Origin of the sequence: uncultured Porphyromonas sp. (assembly GCF_902489635.1) — a bacterium.
Lineage (GTDB): Bacteria > Bacteroidota > Bacteroidia > Bacteroidales > Porphyromonadaceae > Porphyromonas.
Genome location: NZ_CABUAN010000010.1, coordinates 28,076 through 45,459 on the forward strand (window position 1 = coordinate 28,076; position 17,384 = coordinate 45,459).

The 17,384-nt window shown below is 53.6% G+C and carries 14 protein-coding genes and 1 tRNA gene; 10 read left to right on the plus strand and 5 right to left on the minus strand.

What is annotated here, in order from left to right:
• Positions 1–7: 7 nt before the first annotated feature.
• The 7 genes from RDM37_RS03420 to RDM37_RS03450 all read left to right on the plus strand — a co-directional run bounded on the left by RDM37_RS03420 (position 8) and on the right by RDM37_RS03450 (position 8,185).
• Positions 8–1,549: a restriction endonuclease subunit S gene (locus tag RDM37_RS03420; protein WP_308555014.1), complete on the plus strand. Its 1,542-nt coding sequence runs from the start codon at positions 8–10 to the stop codon at positions 1,547–1,549.
• A 56-nt stretch (positions 1,550–1,605) separates the two neighbouring features.
• The gene (locus tag RDM37_RS03425; RefSeq protein ID WP_308555016.1) at positions 1,606–2,061 is read left to right on the plus strand and encodes a DUF6078 family protein; all 456 of its coding nucleotides are present in this window, start codon (positions 1,606–1,608) and stop codon (positions 2,059–2,061) included.
• Between the two features lie 659 nt (positions 2,062–2,720).
• Positions 2,721–4,730 carry a DUF349 domain-containing protein gene (locus RDM37_RS03430; RefSeq protein ID WP_308555018.1) on the plus strand — a complete coding sequence of 670 codons (2,010 nt, stop codon included), beginning with the start codon at positions 2,721–2,723 and terminating at the stop codon, positions 4,728–4,730.
• Positions 4,731–4,873: 143 nt separating this feature from the next.
• The gene (gene mltG, locus RDM37_RS03435; protein ID WP_308555021.1) at positions 4,874–5,989 is read left to right on the plus strand and encodes an endolytic transglycosylase MltG; all 1,116 of its coding nucleotides are present in this window, start codon (positions 4,874–4,876) and stop codon (positions 5,987–5,989) included.
• 9 nt (positions 5,990–5,998) lie between these two features.
• On the plus strand, positions 5,999–6,754 hold the full coding sequence (locus RDM37_RS03440) for a tRNA threonylcarbamoyladenosine dehydratase (RefSeq protein ID WP_308555023.1): 756 nt from the start codon (positions 5,999–6,001) through the stop codon (positions 6,752–6,754).
• A 14-nt stretch (positions 6,755–6,768) separates the two neighbouring features.
• The gene (locus RDM37_RS03445; RefSeq protein ID WP_308555025.1) at positions 6,769–7,461 is read left to right on the plus strand and encodes an ABC transporter ATP-binding protein; all 693 of its coding nucleotides are present in this window, start codon (positions 6,769–6,771) and stop codon (positions 7,459–7,461) included.
• On the plus strand, positions 7,454–8,185 hold the full coding sequence (locus tag RDM37_RS03450) for a helix-hairpin-helix domain-containing protein (protein WP_308555027.1): 732 nt from the start codon (positions 7,454–7,456) through the stop codon (positions 8,183–8,185). The genes RDM37_RS03445 and RDM37_RS03450 overlap by 8 nt, the downstream gene beginning before the upstream one ends.
• Before the next feature lie 5 nt (positions 8,186–8,190).
• Here the strand turns inward: RDM37_RS03450 and RDM37_RS03455 are convergent, their stop codons facing one another.
• The 3 genes from RDM37_RS03455 to RDM37_RS03465 form a co-directional block, all read right to left on the minus strand.
• Complete coding sequence (locus tag RDM37_RS03455; protein WP_308555029.1) at positions 8,191–8,895, minus strand: phosphatase PAP2 family protein; 705 nt, start codon at positions 8,893–8,895, stop codon at positions 8,191–8,193.
• A 72-nt stretch (positions 8,896–8,967) separates the two neighbouring features.
• Positions 8,968–9,807, minus strand: coding sequence for a hypothetical protein (locus RDM37_RS03460; RefSeq protein ID WP_308555031.1), 840 nt, complete (start codon positions 9,805–9,807; stop codon positions 8,968–8,970).
• A 227-nt stretch (positions 9,808–10,034) separates the two neighbouring features.
• Positions 10,035–10,108 (minus strand) — tRNA-Arg (locus tag RDM37_RS03465).
• A gap of 271 nt (positions 10,109–10,379) precedes the next feature.
• On the opposite strand from RDM37_RS03465, the gene rpsU reads away from it, so the two are divergent.
• From rpsU to RDM37_RS03480, 3 genes are all read left to right on the plus strand, one after another.
• Positions 10,380–10,577, plus strand: coding sequence for a 30S ribosomal protein S21 (rpsU, locus tag RDM37_RS03470; protein ID WP_299367926.1), 198 nt, complete (start codon positions 10,380–10,382; stop codon positions 10,575–10,577).
• 412 nt (positions 10,578–10,989) lie between these two features.
• On the plus strand, positions 10,990–13,602 hold the full coding sequence (locus RDM37_RS03475) for a TonB-dependent receptor plug domain-containing protein (RefSeq protein WP_308555033.1): 2,613 nt from the start codon (positions 10,990–10,992) through the stop codon (positions 13,600–13,602).
• A gap of 20 nt (positions 13,603–13,622) precedes the next feature.
• Positions 13,623–14,936: a hypothetical protein gene (locus tag RDM37_RS03480; RefSeq protein WP_308555035.1), complete on the plus strand. Its 1,314-nt coding sequence runs from the start codon at positions 13,623–13,625 to the stop codon at positions 14,934–14,936.
• A gap of 619 nt (positions 14,937–15,555) precedes the next feature.
• On the opposite strand, the gene RDM37_RS03485 is transcribed toward RDM37_RS03480, so the two are convergent.
• Both RDM37_RS03485 and RDM37_RS03490 read right to left on the minus strand, forming a co-directional pair.
• Positions 15,556–15,876, minus strand: coding sequence for a DUF4387 domain-containing protein (locus RDM37_RS03485; RefSeq protein WP_299368042.1), 321 nt, complete (start codon positions 15,874–15,876; stop codon positions 15,556–15,558).
• A 24-nt stretch (positions 15,877–15,900) separates the two neighbouring features.
• Positions 15,901–17,289: an acyclic terpene utilization AtuA family protein gene (locus RDM37_RS03490; protein WP_273474361.1), complete on the minus strand. Its 1,389-nt coding sequence runs from the start codon at positions 17,287–17,289 to the stop codon at positions 15,901–15,903.
• Positions 17,290–17,384 lie beyond the last annotated feature (95 nt).

Consider the following 17,384-nt stretch of genomic DNA (forward strand, 5'->3'; position numbering starts at 1 on the left):
ACCCCACATGACCAGCAAGCAACTACGAGACAGTATCCTGCAAGCAGCGATCCAAGGGCAGCTCGTGCCACAAGAGCCGAGCGACACGCCCGCTGCACTCCTCCTCGAGCGTATACAAGCTGAGCGGGAGCGTCTCATCGAGGAGAAGAAGATACGTCGCGACAAAAACGCCTCCGTCATCTACCGCACCGACGAAGGCTCCTACTACGAGAGTATCCTCGCCTCTGGCGAAGAGACCTGCATCGACGACGAGATACCCTTCGACATCCCCGACAGTTGGCAGTGGAGCAGAGTATCTTCTGTGTTCCAACTCAATCCTAAAGTGATAGCAGACGATAACATCTCGGCAGGATTTGTCCCTATGGAAGCTATTTCTCCAGGATATAGGTCTGAATTTAGATACTATGAAAGGAAGTGGAAGCAAATAAAGGCTGGATATACCGTATTTGCAGATAACGATATAGCGTTTGCCAAAATAACACCCTGTTTCCAAAACAGAAAAGCCGTCGTATTTCAAGGGCTTCCCAATGGTATTGGAGCTGGGACAACGGAACTAAAGGTCTTACGACCCTATGGCGAAACAATGCATCGTTTCTTTGTATTGTACTTCTTAGAAAGCCCCTACTTTGTAGAGGAAGCCACATTCAAAGGAACAGCCAATCAGCAACGTATAATTGTTGGCTATTTGGAAAACAAGCTCTTCCCTATTCCTCCGCTGGAGGAGCAGGAGCGGATCGTGGCGCGTATCGAGGAGCTGATGACGCTGGTTGACCAGTACGAGCAAGCGAAGGTGGCATTGGACGAGCTAGAAAGCACGCTCCCCGATATGCTACAGCAGTCTATCCTGCAGGCAGCGATACAAGGGCAACTCGTGCCACAAGAGCCGAGCGATACTCCCGCTGCACTCCTCCTCGAGCGTATACAAGCTGAGCGGGAGCGTCTCATCAAGGAGAAGAAGATACGTCGCGACAAAAACGCCTCCGTCATCTACCGCACCGACGAAGGCTCCTACTACGAGCGCATCCTCGCCTCTGGCGAAGATACCTGCATCGACGACGAAATACCCTTTGACATCCCCGACAGCTGGCAGTGGAGCAGAGTATCTGCTATTTGTCTGTTGATCGATGGCACTAAAAAGAAGGGTAGAGAAGTACGTCTTGATGCAAAGTATCTACGTAATAAGTCTGCTGGAGAGTACATAGACAGCGGACGATTTGTAACTGAAGGAGATAATATCATTCTAGTGGATGGAGAGAACTCTGGCGAGGTGTTTCCTGTTCCACATGATGGCTATATGGGTAGCACATTCAAGCAACTATGGATCAACGGAACGATGTACTTACCCTATGTGCTGTACTTCATTCAGTCATACAGAACCCTGCTTCGTAATTCAAAGGTGGGTGCAGCGATACCTCACCTTAACAAGTCGTTGTTTTACAACCTACTCTTTCCCATCCCTCCGCTAGAGGAGCAGGAGCGGATCGTGGCGCGCATCGAGGAGATGATGCGCTACACGGATCGACTCAAGAGCTTCACAAACCCTGACTAACCCTAATCTAATCCTGAAAGCACAATAAAACTGATTTTACTAAACACAAAAAACTTATGGAACACGCTAGTTGTTACACACCACAATGCAGCAGACGAGAGCACTGCACCCTCTGGCACAACGCTCTCGCAGAGGTCGAGCACGGCAATAGCTTGCTCACCATCACCAATCCCCAGCTCATCGACAAGGCGGGCGGCTACGACCACTGCCCCAACTACCACGAGCACAAGCTGAGACGCTACGCCCGTGGACTCGTATGGTGCTACCACGATCTGACCCTAGGACAAAAGGAACAGATAGAGGCGCAGCTCAATGCGCACTTCGGCAAGAGTGGCGTCATACGTATGCGCTGTGGCTACGAGGCGATCAGCCCCGAGGAGCAAGGCTTCATAGCAGAGACCTTCGCCACCTACGCTCCCGCCGTCGAGCCACGGTACCAAACATACGAAGAGCATTACGTCAAGCCACCACGCATAGAGGGTCGCGCAGCTCACAAGCTACTCAAGGGCTAGCCACTACACGCACACACTCGTAGGGACGCACGGTCTAGACATTGACCGCGCGTCCCTTTTTTCGTCAAAGCGAGACGTAATCCTGTAGGGGCGGACCTATGTGTCCGCCCGTCCTCATCGGAGCGTTGTATGCCCTGTGGGCGGACACGCAGGTCCGCCCCTACACAAATCACATCAACACGACAAGGTCAGCCATCAGACGCAGTAACACCTGTATTTGTATGGACGCATGGACGCACGACCGTGCGTTCGTTGTGTCAAAGGTTACAGCGTCAGGGCTTTAACGGGGACGTCACGGCATCCATATCAGTCGTCACACGTCTTGACCGTACGTCCCAATCGTTACTCGTCTAGTGCCTCTGTCTTTCCAACGGTGGAAACTTTTCTTTCCTACGTTGGAAAAAGAAATTTCCAGCGTTGGAAAAATAATTTTCCTCCCTTGGAAAAAATAATTTCCACCGTTGGAAATTTTATTTTCCAAGCCTGGAAAGTTTTTGGAAAACTAACACTTTGCGCAAATAGTCCGCCAATCGCGAAGAATTAGTTATCTTTGCATTCAGAGCAGCATTAGCTGAATGAGCAGACGAGGAGCTGGTACGCTGCACTGACGCATACGACGACTCCTCGATATTAGTTATACATCTAGAATCATCTCGAAAATGAATCTTATCCCACAAGAAGAGAACAACGTAGAGCAGACCTCTGCTCTCGACCAGACGACTACTACACCATCGACGCAAGAAGCGACGACATCCCCGACAAGCACTCCAGAGACCTCTCCATCGCCCGAGGCGGTGGCTGAGACGACTCCAGAGCAGTCTGTCGCTGCGGAGGAGACCACCGAGACGATTCAAGCTGAGACGACGGCGCCGGCCGAGCTATCGGAGGAGGAGCGACAGTATCAGGAGCTCCTCAACAAGAGCGACGCTGACATCGCTAAGATGAGCTGCGCACAGATCACGGACGATGTGGTGCTCCTGCTGCAGAGCGGCGAGCTGCCTCCACGCTCTATCATCGATCGCTACAAGAATGTCTTCTACAGCAAGATGAATAGCTACCTGAACACGGTCTCGGAGGAGAACGCTAAGCTGCGTGCAGACGCTGAGGCGCAGGAGATACGTCTCAAGGAGCTACTCAATGACTTTAAGGAGCGCAATCGCAAGCGCCAGGAGGAGATAGCTGAGGAGCAGAAGGCTAACCTAACGATCAAGCGTGAGCTCGTGGAGCGGTTGCGTAAGCTGCTCTCGTCGAGCGAGAGCTTTAGCATCATCAGCAAGGAGTACCGTGAGATCACGGAGAGCTGGCACAATACGGGTGCTGTGCCTCCTGGGGATATGCGCCAGATACAGGGTGAGTTTGAGCATCTGAGGGAGGAGTTTTACGACCTGCAGCAGATCAATAACGAGTTCCGCGACTATGACTTCAAGAAGAACCTGGAGGCTAAGGAGCTGATCATACAACGTGCTAAGGAGTTGGCCGAGTCTGCCGATGTGACGCAGGCTGCTCGCGAATTGCAAGATCTACACCACCGCTGGCGCGATGTGGGTCCTGTGGCTAAGGAGCTTCGCAAGGATCTGTGGAAGCAGTTTCAGGAGCTTTCGGCCAAGATCAACAGCAACAACCAGGAGTATCGCAACCAGCAGCGTACGCAGGAGGGTGAGAACGAAGCGATCAAGCGGGGTATCATCACGCAGATCGAGGCGATCAACCCGAACGATATACATACCTTCAAGGATTGGCGCACCTACACGGACCAGATCAAGGAGCTGCAGACGCAGTGGCGTAAGACGGGTCGTGTGCCTCGTGCGGTGAGCGAGGAGCTATACCTGCACTTTAGGACGGCGTGTGACATCTTCTTTGACAAGCGCAAGGAGTTCATGCGTGATCGCAACAAGCAGATCAGCGAGCAGGGCGACCGCAAGCGTGCGATCATCGAGGAGATCGAGCAGATCGTCGCTGAGGAGCGTTGGCCTGAGGGACATAGCCGCATACAGGAGCTGCAGACGGAGTGGAATGAGATGATCCACACGAACAAGCACCAGGCTCTCTTCAAGCGCTTCCGTGAGGCGTGCGACACTTACTACACGCATCACAAAGCTCTCTATCAGGCTCAGCGTGAAGAGAGCAAGGAGTCGGTAGCTACGGCTAAGCAACTCTTAGCTCGTGCACATGAGCTTGCCGCTATCGAGTCACCGAGCGATGCTGATCGTGAGGAGGCGGTGACGCTGCAGAGAGACTTTAACCAGCTGGGCTACATGCCTCGCAAGACGCGTCGTAAGCTACAAGATGAGCTGAAGGAGCAGATGGATGCTTTCTTCAACAAGCTGAGAGCTAGCGACAAGCCTCGTGGCGACAGACGTGGCAACCGCAACAATAACCGTCGCAACTTCGGCCCGACGAGTCCTTATGGTGAGGAGTATGATCGCATACAGCGCCGCAAGGAGCAGCTGGAGAGCGATCTGCAGACTTACAGCAACAACAAGGAGCGCCTGAGTGTGACGAGCAGCGCAGGCGAGAACCTGCTCAAGATGCTGGAGGAGCGTTGCGACTCGATGCAGCAAGAGATCGACGAGCTAGACCTCAAGCTACGTGATATACGTAAGGAGCAGAGAGCGCAGCAGGAGGGTGATGCTCCAGCTGAGGCTCCTGAGCAGGGTAAGGAGGAGTAAAGCCTAGCCTGCTCTCCCTTATGCTATGACAAAAAGGAAGTACCCACAAGAGTCCTGCCCCACGCTTTTATGTGTGAGCGCGTGCTCTCTTGTGGGTACTGCTTTACCCGCCCGTCTTTACTAACTGATTAGACTCTTACTCTATGTCACGCAGTCGCAGATCTCGATCTAAACAATGGCGTCCCTCATACTTCAACGACACTTCGCACCGGAGTCGTCACCATGGGTCGCCTAGACGCATACGTACGTGGATACGCTCGACGCTACTCATCGTCATACTCCTCCTACTCTCGTGGGCTGCTTACCTACTACTCCGCCCTGCGGGGCGCACGAGTCAGCAGGAGTGCTACGCCTACATCACCGACACGACCAGTAGCGAGGCGCTGATGGCGACCATCACGAAGGAGCTAGAGATCAAGAACCCCACCCTGCTCCGTAGCGTGGCTCGCCTCATACGCATCGAGGAGAGACTGCGTCCGGGACGCTATCGGCTAAGCCCTGATATGAGCATCCTCTCTATCTGCAAGACGATCAAGTATGGTGCTCAGACACCGGTCAGACTCTCCTTCTCCTCTATCCGTACGCAGGAGGAGCTGATCGACAAGCTGACGGCTCCCCTGGAGATGAGCGCCGAGGAGCTACGCACGCTACTGCGAGACTCGGTCTACTGCGACTCGCTAGGCTTCACGACTGAGACGATACGCTGTATGTTTCTCCCAGACACGCACGAGGTCTACTGGAATGTATCCCCTAAAGAGTTGCTGCACAAGTATGAGCAGAGCTACCACAAGTTTTGGGATCAGAAGCGTACGGCACTGGCTCAGGAGATAGGACTCACGCCGGTAGAGGTCTCTATCATAGCTTCGATCGTCGAGGAGGAGTCGAGCAAGACGGACGAGTACGGTGACATTGCGGGGCTTTACATCAATCGCCTGCGCAAGGGTATGGCACTACAGGCTGACCCGACGCTTAAGTTTGCCACGGGCAACTTCACGGCGCAGCGTATCGGGGGCGAGCTACTCAAGGCTGACTCGCCCTACAATACCTATAAGTATAAGGGTCTCCCCCCAGGTCCTATCCGCTATCCACAGATGACGACGCTGGATGCTGTGCTGCATCACACGCCGCACGACTACCTCTATATGTGTGCTCGGGCAGACTTCTCGGGCTATCACGCTTTTGCGGCTAATTACGCTGAGCACATGCGCAATGCTAGAGCTTATCAGAAGGCTCTAGATGAGCGGGGCATCACAGAGTAACGGCACCTGATGACGACACCTATGGACGGCGTGCCTCACTGGCTGGAGCGTACGGAGCTACTCCTCGGGAGCGAGACGTTGCGACGCCTTGCCGACAAGCATGTCCTCATCGTGGGGCTAGGCGGTGTGGGGAGCAAGGCGTGCGAACTGCTGGCGCGCTCTGGCATCGGTCGCTTTACGCTCGTAGATCACGACAAGGTCGATGAGACGAATATCAATCGTCAGGTGATCGCCTTTAGAGATACCATAGGGCGTCCTAAGGTGGAGGTGGTGGAGGAGCTACTGCATCGAATTAATCCAGACATAATGGTGGAGAAGCACGCGGCCTATCTCTCGGGTGACAACATCCCCACGCTCCTCGCTACACATCACTACGACTATATACTAGACTGCATCGATACGCTCACGCCTAAGTGCGAACTGCTCCTCGCTGCGCATCAGCTGGGCATCCCGATCATCAGCGCTATGGGTGCGGGTGCTAAGCTAGATCCACGGCAGGTCTCCGTAGCTCCGATGAGCAAGACGCATATCTGCGCTTTGGCACGCTTCGTACGCAAGCGGCTTCGCCAGCTAGAGGCTCCGCGTGCCGTCTTTGCCACACCATGCGTATACAGTAGCGAGCCGTCGCGCGAGGAGGCTATACGTGCCCTACCCCACAGCGATCAGAACAAGCGTAGCATCGTCGGGACGATCTCTTACATGCCCCAGCTCTTTGGGCTCCACATGGCAGCCTACGTACTACAAGACCTCTCTACGCCTCAGTAAAAACGACTAAGCTTATGCCCACGCCTCTCGTCACCCTAGACTCTATCTGCAAGTCCTTTGGCTCGCTGCAAATACTCAAAGAGATAACCCTCACGATACATCAGGGGGAGATAACCTCTATCGTCGGTCCTAGCGGTGCGGGCAAGACGACGCTCCTACAGATCATCGGGACGCTGCTCAAGCCAGACAAGGGAGAGCTGTCGATAGACGGGGTCAATCCTTTTGCCCTCTCAGCCCAGAAGCAGGCGCACTTTCGCAATAAGCAGATCGGCTTCGTCTTTCAGTTTCACCAGTTGCTGCCTGAGTTCACGGCTGCTGAGAATGTAGCCATCCCCGCTATGATCGCTGGCATGAGCAAGCGACAAGCACTCAGCGAAGCCGAGCAGCTACTCACACAGTTGGGACTGGCCGATCGTCTTAAGCACCGCCCGGCACAGCTCTCGGGTGGTGAGAAGCAGCGCACAGCCGTGGCGCGTGCCCTGATCAATCGTCCCACGCTGATCCTAGCCGACGAACCGTCGGGGAGCCTAGACACACAGCGCAAGGAGGAGCTCATCGAGCTATTCTTCGAGCTACGAGATCAGCTCGGACAGACCTTCCTGATCGTGACACACGACGAAGACTTTGCGCAGCGCGCCGACCGCACCCTCTCACTACAAGATGGGCGCATCATAGCCGACACGTACGCTCCCGACCAGCATGAATAGCTTCAAGAGAGGACGCACAGAGACCTGGGTGCTGATAGCCATTAGCCTCATCATACTGGCGGCAATCGGCAAGGTACTCTGGGACAACAACTACCAGGCTCAGTCGCTCGCCCCTCTGGCGGGGCAGACGATAAGCGAGCAAATAGGTGCCCTACCCATAGACTCCATACAAAAACAGGCCAACAGGGGTACTTACGCACCACCTGTACAGCCTGACAAGTCACGTAAAGATGTAAGTAACGCCTCTCAAGGGGTCGAGCTATCGGCAGACTACGTCGGTGCGCCTGAGAGACAGCAGCACAGCTCCCAACCGAAGCTACACGAGGGACAACGCATAGACCTCAACGGTGCCGACACGCTCACACTGCAGCAAGTCCCCGGCATCGGTCCCAGCTTTGCCAGACGCATTGTGAAGTATCGTGATCAGCTAGGCGGATACTACACGGTACTGCAACTGCAAGAGATCTATGGCATGGAGCCTGATCGCTACCAGCGCATCAAGCCCTTCTTCTATATTGGCATAAAGAATTACAGTACCCCTTTTGACGCACTACGTAGTGACAGCATCCCCTCACATCCCTACCTCAACTACCGGCAGCAGGCAGCTCTAGCAAGGAGCATTCGCAAGAACGGCACCCTAGATTCGTGGCACCGCATTATGAGCTTAGAGGAGTTCAATCGGGATGACAGTGTGCGTCTCTCCCACTACTTTCACTTTAAGTGAGCCGACTACCAGCCTGCCTGCCCTTTCATCACGCCCATCAGCTCGCCGGCAAAAGCAAATAGGAAGAGGATAAAGACGCACAAGAATGCGGTCAGATATCCGATCGTGGAGGCGCAGAGACGACTCTGAGACTCCGAGGGGTGTACGTTGTAGAGCTTAACACGTAGCCAGCGATAGAGCAGATAGACGAGATACCCCAGCAGCAGCCCCACACAAGCCCCAGGCACCACGTCTGTGATAAAGTGCACGCCTAGATAGATACGACTATAGGCTGTGGTCAGTGCCAGCGCGAAGACCACCGCCGTGTACCAACGATTGCGGAAGGCCAATGCGGTAAACATCGACAGTGCCATAAAGTTCGTCGCATGCCCCGAGATGAAGCCGTAGCCCCACGCTTTGTAGCCGTAGACCGACTGCACTAAGTCTGCCGTAAGTGGATGATAAGAGGGTCGCAGCCGCTCGAAGTAAGGCTTGATCAAGCCACTGGAGAGTTGGTCGGCTACGGTAATCAAGAGAGCAATCATCAAGACGAGGAGGATCGACTCGCGAAGTGGCTTCTTGGCAAAAAGAAAGATGACTAGTCCGAAAGCAACGGCGATCCACGGCCAGCGCGAAGAGATGAGATACATAAAAGCGTCCCAATAAGGCGTGTGCGCCGCATTGATGGCTAAAAAAGCGTCTCGCTCCCAGAGTGCTAACTGCTCAACCATAGTTTCTATCCTTCTATCATGAGGGAGTGCTTTACCAGCTGCGGCACTCCTCTGTTTTTACTTTTGCTGTTTTTACTTTTGGGCACTGACGACCTTTTCGATAGCCGTACGTGCTATCTGTCCAGAGATGCCATCAGGCAGGGTCACCGCTAGGTAAGCTTGACCACGATCCTCGACATCAATACACATCTCAGCACCGTCATACAGCTCCATCATCGGAGTAGCTACGGACGGATCATCCTCCAGAGCATAGAGCGGAGCCTTGACACCGCAGAGTATCGCCACATCTGTCTGCTGATCGTAGTGACGACGATGTAGTATCATGAGCAAAGTACAGCCCCACAAGACGATCAGGGCCAGCATCGCATAAAACGATCCTCGCCGCACCCGCCTAGAGTGCCCTAGGAAGAAAGCCAAGCCGGTGACTATGCTCCCCACAAAAAGCACAATTGAAGCAACGAGCCACCCATTCATCGGGACCGCATAAGCGCATGCATCAGACCAGCGACGCACGATCGGGTACTCCATGGCGGGCATATTCATCCTCGCCTCCTCGACCAGACGCAGATTGTGCCGTGCCTCTGAGTAGTCGGGCGCTAGTAGCAAGGCTCTGCGATAATTCACGATCGCTCGCCCCCTCTGCTCCACCTCATTGTAAGCAGCACCAGCACGATAGTAGCAGAGACTCTGCAGGCTCTCCTCGGTAGCAGTCTCCTGAGCCAGATGACTATACATCTCGGCAGCCTGCTCGTAGCGGCCAGCAGCATAAGTAGTGTCTGCCTGCACAAGAGCTTCGGGCTGCGCACCCTCTGCGAGATCAGCACGACTACAAGAGCATAGTGCGAGGAGCTCCACAAGGAGCATCATCATCACACCACACCCTAACTTACAGCCTCTATGTCGTACTATCATATCCTTTTACTCTTCAAACCTGCGCATAGGCACTCATCGCCTCCGTTGCCTGGACTCAAGACCGATCGTCCACCGTCAACACCTTAGTATGAGAGCGTGAGAGAAGCCCCTAGCTTATGACCTTATATAGATATGGTGAAGTCCCCAGCACCTAGGAGAGAAAGCCCTTGCGACAGGGGACACAGGGCAATAAGAAGCGCGCTCAAGGCTAGAGTCTACGCAATGTGTGATCGAGTTGGGATTCGAACCCAAGACCTACTGCTTAGAAGGCAGTTGCTCTATCCAACTGAGCTACTCGACCTATATTAATGTACACAGCGACCTCACGTCTGTCGTGTCAAGAGGTAGCTGATACGTCTTGCACATGCGCATTACCGCTACGGCTCGACAAAGGTACAAAAAACTATTCGCCCCCCCAAATATAGCTTAGCCCAGCCTTTCGGGATTGAGGTTCGCACTAAACTATTGGTCAGTTCAAATAAAGTTCGTACCTTTGCCCTCCGAAGTAAGGGCAGACGTACTGTCCTTGAAATATTTTCATCACAACAAACGTAATACAAAGAATAGCAAGTATGATAATTGTACCAATCAAGGAGGGCGAAAACATCGAGCGTGCACTCAAGCGTTACAAGCGTAAGTACAACGACATCGGTATCGTTCGCAATCTCCGCAAGCGCCAAGCATTTCAGAAGCCCTCAGACGTCAATCGTCGTATGATGGAGAAGGCTCGCTACGTGCAGTCACTTCGTCAGGAGGAGCTAGACGCTTAAAGACTTATTTTAGAGACTCCACGCTCCGAGCGATCTACACAGCTCAGCGAGTAGCGAGTGCTCATTGATGAAATATTTACGTAGGGAGTCCCCCACCGGGGACACTCCCTACGTCTTCTATACCCAGTACTACTCATCTATACATGTTGAGAGGTGCTGGGCTTTCTTGTGTTATATCCTCAGGACTGAGAGGGTAGATCTGCGGCTTTATTACAAAGGCATCTGAACACACGTAACAATAACGCAACAGCCTAGAGTGGCATTTGTTAAGATGTTTAGTTACTTTTGCAAATGAATGGGTGCGGGAATGGCTTCTCTGAGGACTTCACACGAAAGGCTCTACCACTAATACCCAGACCTAGACCCAGACCTAGACTAAGAATATACTAATCACTAACACGCAACAAAATATATGGTGAAACGCTTATCACTTATCATCACAGCACTCGCACTCCTACTAGCGAGTAGCATCTCGGCACTCGCACAGGTGCAGGTGACGGGTACAGTACTAGAGGAGGGCTCAGACGAGCCTATGCCTAGTGTAGCGGTCTACACAGATGGAGGAGCATCGGGGACCTACACGGAGGGCAATGGGTCCTTCCAGCTCAATGTGGCGGCCGGCAGTCAGCTCACCGTGAGCTTCATAGGCTATGAGACCTTAACGCTACGTGTTCCAGCATCGGCTCGGGGTAGCTATGACTTTGGCAAGGTCTACATGGCGACCAGTGCCATCGGACTAGACGAGGTGCGCGTCATCGCATCGGTCGTGCCCAAGGATCGACTGACGCCAGTGCCCGTCTCCAACGTCACGATGAAAGCGATCCAGACGCAAGCTCCAAACATTGAGTTCCCCGAGCTACTCAAAGCGACTCCCTCAGTCTACGTGACCAAGGGTGGCGGTGGCTTTGGCGACTCCCGCATCAACCTGCGTGGCTTTGACTCTAATAATATAGGTGTCCTGATCAACGGTGTGCCTATCAATGATATGGAGTCTGGTAAGGTCTACTGGTCCAACTGGGCTGGTCTCAACGACGTCAGCAGCTTCATCCAGGTGCAGCGTGGTCTAGGTGCCTCTAAGCTAGGTCTTTCTTCCGTCGGTGGTACCATCAATATGGTGACCAAGAGCACCGATGCCAAGAAGGGCGGTAGCATCTACACAGGTATAGGTAATGACGGTTTCCTCAAGACCTCTTTCAATGTCTCTACAGGCCTCATGGACAACGGCTGGGCTATCTCTCTCGCAGGCTCTCGTAGCCAAGGCGATGGCTACGTCCGTGGTACGAACTTCGTCGGCTGGAGCTACTTCGTCAACGTCTCCAAGCGCATCAACGACCACCACCGTCTATCCTTCACCGCCTTTGGAGCACCCCAGTGGCACAATCAGCGTGGACAGATGTACCTCATCGAGGACTATCACAACGCTCCTGAGGGTCGTCGCCTCAACCGTGGTTACGGCTATATGAATGGACGGATAGAGGGCGGTGCTTACGCGCGCAACTTCTACCACAAGCCTCAGATCTCGCTGAACCACTACTGGGATATCAATAAGGAGAGCAGCATCTACACCTCCGTCTACGCCTCCATCTCCAATGGTGGTGGCCGTCGCATACGTGGTGCTAAGACAGACTGGCTCACACTCAACTACAACACCGGTCGTCCGAAAGACCCCGCAGCCTTTATGGGTACTCCCGATGGCTTGCTAGACTTCGATCGTGTTATGGAGGCCAATAGAGCTTCCAACAATGGCTCTCAGCTCATCTTCAGTAATGCGGTAAATTCGCACAACTGGTACGGTCTACTCTCCTACTACACCAATAAGTTTAGCAACCTCTTCAAGCTGACCGCCGGCTTCGACGGACGCTTCTATCAGGGCATCCACCGTGAGGTCATCGACAACCTACTCGGCGGTGACTACTACATCGAGCCTCAGAACTCATCGACCAAGCTCATGTACCACAAGCCCTACCAGCCTCTCAAGGTGGGCGACCATATCCAGTTTGACAACATCGGTGAGGTCTTGTGGAACGGACTCTTCGCACAGGGTGAGTTCACGGGCGAAAACTTCAACGCCTTCATCTCTGGAGCTATCTCGCACAAGGGCTACCGCTACGTCAACCTCGGCGGTACGGGCGAGAAGTACGATGCGCTGACCCCTCCCGACAAGATCGTCTCTCCGTGGGCTACTTACCTGCCTTGGAGTGTCAAGGCTGGTGCAAGCTACAAGTTCCTCGAGCACAGCAACGTCTTCGTCAATGCGGGTTACTTCACCATTGCGCCATACTTCCGTAATGTCTTCTTCCGCTACAACACGACCATCAATACGGGTGCTAAGTACGAGCGCGTCTTCACGGGCGAGGTCGGCTACGGCTTCAAGATGCGCAACCTTCGCATCGACCTCAACGGCTACTACACCAAATGGCTGGACAAGAGCCTCACACGCAATATGGGCAACAACACCACGGCCAATATCTCTGGTCTAGATGCTCGCCACGCCGGCGTCGAGCTGGAGGCTACCTACACGCCGATCAAGCCGCTTGACATTCGCTTCATGTTCTCTTGGGGCGACTGGATCTGGGCTGACGATGTCAAGGCCGATGTCTTCGACGATGCACAGCAGTATGTCGGCACCATCAATGCTTTTGTCAAGGGGGTACACGTGGGCAACTCAGCTCAGATGACCTCTGCGCTCGGTATCTCGTGGGAGGCGCTCAAGGACTTCCGCCTCAAGGCTGACCTCAACTACGCTGGCAAGAACTACGCAGACTTTGACCCGACGAACCGCACCAAGGAGACCGACAAGGTGGACGCTTGGCGCCTACCCGACTACGTCACGCTCGATCTCGGCGCTAACTACCGCTTTAACATCGGCTCTTGTGACGCTACCGTCTACATCAATGTCAACAACGTGACCAACACCGAGTACATCTCTGATGCTCGCGATGGTAAGAACCACGACATGAAGTCAGCACTCGTCTACTACGGCTTTGGCACGAACTGGGCGACTGGTCTACGCATTAACTTCTAACTCTCAGACACGCAAATAATATGAAACAGATCACACAGCTCCTCGCAGCCGCAGCACTCCTGCTGCTCACCGCCTGCAATCCGATGGAGCAGATATACAAAGAACTAGACTCGGTAGACCATCCAATAGAGAAGAGCGTCGCCTACGCCCTCACGGATGCCGACTACAAGACGATCGCTGCAGCTTTTACCAAGCAAGAGGAGGCGGGCTACACCGGCTCCGATGCTGAGGCCTTTATGAAGCAGGTCAAGCATGAGGCGAACTATGTCAAGACCAACCGCACCCTCACCGCGTGGGTCTCTCCGGAGAAGTATGTCCCAGCCCTCATGGCTAAGATGTACCCCGAGTGGGGCAAAGGCTCTGCCGTGACCGTCTCTTACGCTATGCAGCAGCACCCCGCTGAGGATGCTGCTCTAGACAAGCTCATCTCGGTCAAGGTCTCCGCCGACGATGCGACCAAAGCTGGTCTCACGGCAACAGACCCTAACAAGCTTTCCAAAGATGAGATTGATAAGCTGGGCAAGTACCTAGCAACGACCTACGCTGAGAAGGGTACCAGCTACCTAGCGAAAGTTGCTCTCGCTGATGGGCAGCGCAACATGCTCTTCATCGGAGAGCGTCTCGCCGATAATCGTATCTATAAGGTCATCTCACCCGCTGAGTACCAAGCTATGGGCAGTAAGTACGGCAACTTCAGCAGCTCTATGCTCCCCGAGCGGTACATTCCACAGCTACTGCAGCAGAGCATGCCGTACGCTCAGCCTGGTAACCAGCTTATCGTGGTCTACGAGTGGTTTGACAACAAGGTCACTACGCCTGAGTACCAGAGCTTCAAGCTCGAGGGCAATCAGTGGCGTGTAGCTCAGACCGCAAGCCAGTTTGTCAATATCGGCAAGCAGTGGATCTTCGACCCGACCATCCGCTTCACGCTGACGGCCGATGACTATATGATACTGCACGCTTGGGTCAAGGCCAATAAGCCCGACTACATCAGCGAGAAGTACCCCGACAATGAGGAGTGGTGGTTCTGCGGTAGTGCTTACTACAAGAACTTCAACCTCGACGGAGGCAAGAGTGTCGGCGCTCGTCCCGATGAGGAGGGCAAGTCTGCCGAGGAGCTCGTCAAGCTACGCCTAGAGCGCATCAAGGAGGGTCTCAAGCTCATCCTCAAGGCGCGCTATGCCGACAAGCCTGCACAGACCAACGGCATCGACCAGATGTACGTCATCACCACAGGTCTGCGACAAAACTATACCAATAGCACCGTGACCTTCACCTACAAGGGTCTCGGCGGTGGCAACTTCGAGTACGTCTCCGGTCCAGACGCACTCTAACCTGACGCTCTAAGACATCGCCTTAGACCAGGCGATGCCTGACGACTCAACACCTTTAGGGGCAGTCGGCTTATCGGCCGGTTGCCCCTATTCCTTTGTGGTAGCCTACACGCTATCCCCAGCACTCCCCCACCCGAACAAACCTGTCCAGCGCACTCCGAGTCTTCCTTATTCCACTGAATCCGTATCACTTACGAGTTCCAAAAATGGTTCCCCTCTTGGAACTTTTTAGTTCCAGCGGAGGAACTTTTTAGTTCCAAGGGAGGAACTTTTCGGTTCCAACGAAGGAACGCAAAGTTTCCAAGGGTGGAAAATAAACTTTCCAACGGTGGAAAAAAAGATTTCCTCCCTTGGAAATTTATTTTTCCAAGGCTGGAAAGTTTTTGGAAAACCTACATGTTCTGCCAAAAGTGCGGTAGCTGCCGTGAGCTTAGCCACTCGCAGCGTACTCTCTGATGCTTATCAACTCTACCCTACTAGGTAGCGAAGATTGGGCGGGTGGAGGCTAAGGATCTATACAAGAAAGCCCCCGCACGACTCTACGAGGAGAGCGTGCGGGGGCTAACGCTATATTTAGGAGCTATTAAAGCCCTATTTAATGTCCGCTAAGCGGTCAGGCTTAGTACTGGATGGTGAGACCCATCAGAGGCGCATGCTGCTGCGCACCATAGACGTCGCGCTCACCGAGGTTGCCCGAAGGGATGGGGCGGACGATAGTACACTTGATCGCCTTGGCTGGGTCGAAGTAGACAATCTTGACGATGTGGTCAGGCTTGATGTGATAGAGGTCACAGAAAGTCTGCTCGGTGATCGCCTTAGCTGCCTTCACCTGATTGTATATATCGAAGTCCTTGAAGATGATATCGAAGGTGATCTCATAGGGACCCGAGTTCTTGCTCCGAATGACGGAGGCTATATCCATTAACTTGTGCTGTGTCATTGCTTGATACGATCTAAAGGTTCATTATTTACGCTGACCATCAGCATACTCTATATACTCAACGGGGAAGTACTGCGTGGGATCCTCCGCCTTGAGCAGGTGATAGAGGCTAAACTCGTAGACCTCACCCATGTGGCAGTCTGAGGGCGAGAAGGGGAAGGCGAGATTGCCCGCCGTAGCGATACGTCCCTCGTAGCCGAAGTGTAGCATCGTACTACGTGCGAAGCTACAGATCGTGTCGGCCTCCTTCTGCGTCTTAGCAACAGCCTCGATGACGACCATAAGCTCTGAGCCTATATGACCATCGATACCCTCGAACATGCTCATGACGCCGTTCTTGCCGTAGATCTTGAAGTCGAGGTAGTAGTCCTTGATGCCGTAGTTGTCAAAGTTGTCCTTGACACGAGCCTTGACACTCTCGATGATGGAGTCGATCTTGCTGATCATGATCGGGTCTGTCGTAGCCGCAACAGAGATCGTGCGGTAACCTACGAGACGGGTACCCTCGAGCTTGAGGAAGTAGCCATCGGTGGGCTCGAAGACGGTACCTGAGATCTTGACCTTGTTGTCGTCAATCTGCTCGAAGTGACATCCGTGCAGGTCAAGCGCACCACCAGGACCAGGGAGATGGTAAGGATCGGTCTTCTCATAGAGCGTGTGACCAGCTACGGAGAGAGTCGTACACTTACGATCCTTGGAAAGTGGCTCAAGTACAAAGTGATCCTTGCGCAGATAGCCAAACATACAGTCACTACCGCTACCGGGCAATGCGCAGATAGCAGCGCACTCGAGGATCTTACCCATGTGCAGTGCGAGCGCACGGTCAAAGCCCTCCTTGATCGGTAGACAAGCGAAGACGCTGGGGTCATACGAACGACCTGCAATGATGACATCTGCACCACCCTTGAGAGCCTCTACAAAAGGCTCTTCGCCCATCTGAGCGACGATGCGGACGGAATCTTCGATGTCCTTCTTTGTAGCCTCGGGAGCTGGTGCTAGGGGCGTGATGTGTCCCTTGTCAAACTCACGGAGGATGGTCTCTTTGTCAAACTCAGAGCGGATGACGGCTAGGCGTAGCGAGAGCTTCTTGTCAGCAATGATCTCACGTACTATCTCTAGTACCCAGTCCACATGAGCATTGGCACCAGAGCCACCGGCAGAGCCGACGACTACGGGGACCTTGTTCTCGACACCGGCCTGGATCATGATCTCTAGGTCACGCTTCACGGAGTTGCGATCGGTGAAGCTGACGCCAGCCCCTAGATAGTAAGGACCTGGATCTGTCGAACCAGCATCTGCTGCGATGACGTGGGGCTTGCGCTTCATTCCCTCACGAAAGGATGCCTCGGGAAATCCATATCCGAGGATCGCTGTCGTGGAGAGTACTCTTATTTCGTCTGTTATTGGAGTCATATCTCGATATTCTGTTTTACTGTTAGAGGTTAGCCTTTGGCTGTTGGCTTTTGGCTGTTAGCTAAAGTCTAACCTCTAACTTCTAATCTCTAAAA